The organism is Vibrio sp. D173a (assembly GCF_030248475.1).
In genome coordinates, this window is the sequence record NZ_JAHGAH010000057.1 from 1 (window position 1) to 3,970 (window position 3,970).

General features: G+C 39.2%; 6 protein-coding genes and 1 tRNA gene. 4 read left to right on the forward strand and 3 right to left on the reverse strand.

The window, feature by feature from the left end:
- Positions 1 to 319 precede the first annotated feature (319 nt).
- Both KIV40_RS06750 and KIV40_RS06755 read left to right on the forward strand, forming a co-directional pair.
- Entirely contained in the window at positions 320 to 859 is a 540-nt protein-coding gene (locus KIV40_RS06750; RefSeq protein WP_045499084.1) for a ParA family protein, read from the forward strand.
- A complete protein-coding gene (locus tag KIV40_RS06755) occupies positions 859 to 1,188 on the forward strand; it encodes a hypothetical protein (protein ID WP_285348390.1) in 330 nt (109 codons plus the stop codon). Before KIV40_RS06750 ends, KIV40_RS06755 begins: the two co-directional genes overlap by 1 nt.
- A gap of 674 nt (positions 1,189 to 1,862) precedes the next feature.
- On the opposite strand, the gene KIV40_RS06760 is transcribed toward KIV40_RS06755, so the two are convergent.
- The 3 genes from KIV40_RS06760 to KIV40_RS06775 form a co-directional block, all read right to left on the reverse strand.
- Positions 1,863 to 2,150 carry a hypothetical protein gene (locus KIV40_RS06760; protein ID WP_285348391.1) on the reverse strand — a complete coding sequence of 96 codons (288 nt, stop codon included), beginning with the start codon at positions 2,148 to 2,150 and terminating at the stop codon, positions 1,863 to 1,865.
- A gap of 156 nt (positions 2,151 to 2,306) precedes the next feature.
- On the reverse strand, positions 2,307 to 2,582 hold the full coding sequence (locus tag KIV40_RS06770; RefSeq protein WP_285348392.1) for a helix-turn-helix domain-containing protein: 276 nt from the start codon (positions 2,580 to 2,582) through the stop codon (positions 2,307 to 2,309).
- A 40-nt stretch (positions 2,583 to 2,622) separates the two neighbouring features.
- Positions 2,623 to 2,955 carry a recombinase family protein gene (locus KIV40_RS06775; RefSeq protein ID WP_285348393.1) on the reverse strand — a complete coding sequence of 111 codons (333 nt, stop codon included), beginning with the start codon at positions 2,953 to 2,955 and terminating at the stop codon, positions 2,623 to 2,625.
- A 291-nt stretch (positions 2,956 to 3,246) separates the two neighbouring features.
- On the opposite strand from KIV40_RS06775, the gene KIV40_RS06780 reads away from it, so the two are divergent.
- Together KIV40_RS06780 and KIV40_RS06785 are read left to right on the forward strand one after the other, a co-directional pair.
- Positions 3,247 to 3,681 (forward strand): regulatory protein RecX, encoded by a 435-nt coding sequence (locus tag KIV40_RS06780; RefSeq protein ID WP_285348395.1) that lies wholly within the window; start codon positions 3,247 to 3,249, stop codon positions 3,679 to 3,681.
- Between the two features lie 47 nt (positions 3,682 to 3,728).
- A tRNA-Gly gene (locus KIV40_RS06785) sits at positions 3,729 to 3,819 on the forward strand.
- The last annotated feature ends 151 nt before the right edge of the window (positions 3,820 to 3,970 follow it).

Below are 3,970 nucleotides of genomic sequence, written 5' to 3' on the forward strand. Positions count from 1 at the left end.
ATCGAGAAAGTCTCTCGCTGTCTCTGGTACGGTCAGGAACGACTTAAACAATCCATCATGTATTGATGTTGGTGTCTTCATTCTGCGTATCCCCATTTTATCTGTCGATACTATACCAACTACTTTCATTCGTATATACCGTACTATTTTACACTTATGTATTAATTGTTTGACTGACTAAAGGCTAGTGCAGAAAGGGCCTCCTGTTAAAATGTGTCTTTCGTATTTACAATTGCGTAAATACGAAAATGACTTTACAATTTGGCTTATCTTGCTATTGTGTATGTACATTCACGTAAATACATAAGTGTGCATACATATGAAGTATATAATTTACTATTCATCAAAAGGTGGAGTAGGGAAGTCTACTCATGCAAAATTGGCTCATTTAGTTTTAGGGAATAACAACCAGAAAAAGGTAGCGGGAGACGATATGGATCCGCAACAACACTATGCGGATTGGATGGCAAATAATCCAGAGTTAGTTTCTAAAGAAGAAGAAGCTGATTTCTTTATCTATGATACTCAAGGCGCTCATACTGATAAAAATGTAGAGTTACTTACAGCGGCGAAAGAGGTCGATTCAATAATTCTAGTTCCTGTTCGCCCATCAAAAGATGATATGAAGGAAGTTAGCCGGATGGTGCAGCGACTAGATAAAGTTGGTGTATTAGATAAGGTTGTCTTTTTTCTAAATGGTTGCGTAGCTAATTCTAATTACAAACCATATCGAGATGAGCTCTCAAAATATGGGCGTGTCGCGAAAAAGCAAATAAACACCCGTATTGCTTTTTCTGATGCACCTAGAAATCGAGAAATTAATGATATATCCGCATTGCTATTAGAGGTGTTGTTATAATGGCTTTAGTTAAAAATGACGCCAAGAATCTAGCCGATGAAGATCTTGGGCTTAACGTAAATACAGATTCGTATTTACGTTCTTGTATTAACATTACGTCGATGTCTTGGAAAGATGCGAAGAGTTCCGTAGATGGTATGAATGGAGACGAGTTAGATTCTTTCATTTCTGCTATTTCAAATTTAGAGTTATCTAAATCAGGAAGTATGACTTTTAGACTTAGTATTAAAGACTATGCGATGTTAAAGCTGGTTGCTGGTAAAAATGGAATGACTGTGACTGCGGTTATAGAAACGGCTGTTCAGAAAATGAAGACTGGGAACGAGTAAATACAAAGTTGTATGTTCCTTTTTGTATTTACATTAACGTATTTACTAAATTGTATTGCCTAATTTGTAAATACAATATCGTATTTACGTGATGTGTTATGTAAAACCCCTTGATGCTGGTTTGCCGACGAACACCAAGGGGGCACTAAAACCCTAGGAGGGAATTTCAATGCAAGTGAATTGTAGCATTAACCACACCCTAAACCAAAACGCTACTTATGATGAACTCAGGTTGCTCGCTAGTCTCATCGAGCGCGACTTTTTCCAACCGGTTCAGAGAAGCGTCGTTGAATCCTTTGTCTCTCGCAAGAGTATCGAAAATTACCTAAGCGCTCATGCGAACCTGGAAGGGGGAGAGTGGCGGACATTTTTAAACCCAATGTAAAAAAAGTTTACCATATCGCATTCCGTGGTGTTGATTAGATGTATTACGTTAAATAAACAAGTTCAGAGCGGCTTTTGCCTGTTTCAGCGCAACAATCACCAGAGAGTAGCAAAAGTCACTTTTCCCGTTGACGTCTTAAACGTTTGTTATGCTTACATTTTGACCAACACTGGTTCATCCGGCGAATAGTGGTGATCGTAATTATCACTTTGATGCTGTAGGTAACGCTCAATGTCTTTCAATTCATATGGCGTATACATTGTTTTTGTTTGTCCCACACCAATCAAATTTACCCATCCAGTAATACCCCTGCTCCAGGGATACCGTTGCTTCTGGTAATAAGTACATTAATTAAGGGAGCATTCTCATCAAGCTCTAAAATTTGATTCATCAAAGAGCCTGCAACATAACCAATTTGTGTTGGAAAAATCGTATCTACAGCCCATTGGTTTTCAAGCTCGCGCTTAATTGCGCCATAAGTAACAAATGGTTCTCCGCTTTCCAGAGCATTTAACAGCAAAGCCATTGCGTATTGAGGACCATCTTCTCGTAACTGTTCTACGGTATAGCTAACCACTTGTAATACCTATCTTATTATTGAATGCATGTAGCCTAGTTAAGTTGATGTGAGCAACGCAATACCAATGCTTCCGCATACTACCTTAAACACTAAACGCAACGCATAGCAAAAATGCCACCTTTGTACAGTTAAACAAATACTTACTCAGTAATGTCAATTGGTTACGAAGCCTTTTTGAGAATTAGACTGCGCTGTTGCGGTTAATTTCTTTACTGCTGCAATCGTTGAGCGACTGCATCCCAATAGTTCTTGTATTTGCGACCAGCTCTTGCCCTCTGTAAGTAAAAGCTGGATGTTTTCTCTCAGTTTTAAGTCTGGCTTTCGACCCTGGTATTTACCTAATGCTTTGGCTTTTTCTATCCCTTGAGCTTGGCGTTTTCGCCGAGTCTCATAATCGTCTCTGGCCATCGCTGCGGCTAAGTCGATCATAAACTCTGTTAGCACTCGTGAAATCATGGATGTTTTTTGATCAGCTATGGCTGAGAACAGCGTGTGTCATCAGTTGATCGAGTACAACAATATTAATACCGGCTTCTACTAACTTTTGTTTGAGTTCCTTCCATTGTTCAAAGGGGAGGCGAGATAGGCGATCTACTTTTTCGATAAGTAAAACATCACCTCGATGCAAATGTTCAATTAAACAGTCTAATTTAGCTCTTTCTAATTTAGTGCCTGATAATTGTTCAGTGTAAAAACTGGCAATACGTACGTTGTGTTCGTGAGCAAAAGCCTGCAGTTCGTTTTTTGCTCGATCGGCATCTTGCTCTGTGGTGGAGGCGCGTAAATAGACTCTTATAAACATGGTTGCTTATCATCGGTTCGATTTGAGTATACTTCATGCGAACCATTAGAAAGATACTGTAATTTGGTTCGATAATTCTTGATTTACAACCCTACGCACACCAAAATCAAACACCATACTCAATTCGTATTGAGCGACAATTAGCCTAAACCGATCGGTCAAGCTAGTTGTCGCTCTATAATTCGAATTGGTAGTGTTTAAATATATATATGTTTATATAGACAGTATTGCAAAACGGAGTGCTTATGTATTATTTAATGCAGTCTTTTTCATTTGCGTTGGCTACTAAACATGTCTCAAGAGCGGTTGTATGATTTTGCAGTAGGGCTACTGGCAAAGCGAGATTACTCATCAGGCGAAATGCGCCGCCATCTTTCTCGCCAAAACAATAACGACGAAATTGTTGATCGAGTGATGGAACGCCTGTTATCTCATCATTACCTTGATGATGCGCGATTGGCGGAAAAAGAGATATCAAAACAGTTGAGGAAGCTTCATGGGATGTCGCGTATTAAGCAGGAATTGCGACAGAAGGGGCTTGACCCACTCGTGATTGAACAAGTTCTTGAAGATACCGATGTAGATTGGTTTGAACTTTGTTTTAAAGCGAAAGAGAAGAAGTTTGGCGATGGTCTACCTCAAGAGCAAAATGAGAAGGCGAAGATGATCCGTTATCTTCAGTACAGAGGGCATTCACTGTCTGTAATTTTAGAGTGTATAAGTTAATTCTTCTCGATATTTCACTGGTTTTCAAAGAGAATAAAATACCGCTTGCGTACATCGTATAATGGCTATTACCTCAGCCTTCCAAGCTGATGATGCGGGTTCGATCTCCGCTAAACTCAACGGCTCTTGTTGAGCGCACCTAGGACAAGATATAAACAATCGAAAATTCCATAGACACTACTTATTACGATTTGTAAAAGGTAAACTGTTACCAACTTCCTTAACCGTTTTATGACTATGAATACTGTGACCGTATCTTCTTTAACAACTCTCTCCGATTCGAAAAAGA

What these genes read in the sequence shown, in the direction of transcription:
- KIV40_RS06770 (WP_285348392.1), bottom strand. Translation starts at nt 2,582, where the DNA reads ATGATCGACTTAGCCGCAGCGATGGCCAGAGACGATTATGAGACTCGG.
- KIV40_RS06750 (WP_045499084.1), top strand. Translation starts at nt 320, where the DNA reads ATGAAGTATATAATTTACTATTCATCAAAAGGTGGAGTAGGGAAGTCT.
- KIV40_RS06755 (WP_285348390.1), top strand. Translation starts at nt 859, where the DNA reads ATGGCTTTAGTTAAAAATGACGCCAAGAATCTAGCCGATGAAGATCTT.
- KIV40_RS06780 (WP_285348395.1), top strand. Translation starts at nt 3,247, where the DNA reads ATGTCTCAAGAGCGGTTGTATGATTTTGCAGTAGGGCTACTGGCAAAG.
- KIV40_RS06775 (WP_285348393.1), bottom strand. Translation starts at nt 2,955, where the DNA reads ATGTTTATAAGAGTCTATTTACGCGCCTCCACCACAGAGCAAGATGCC.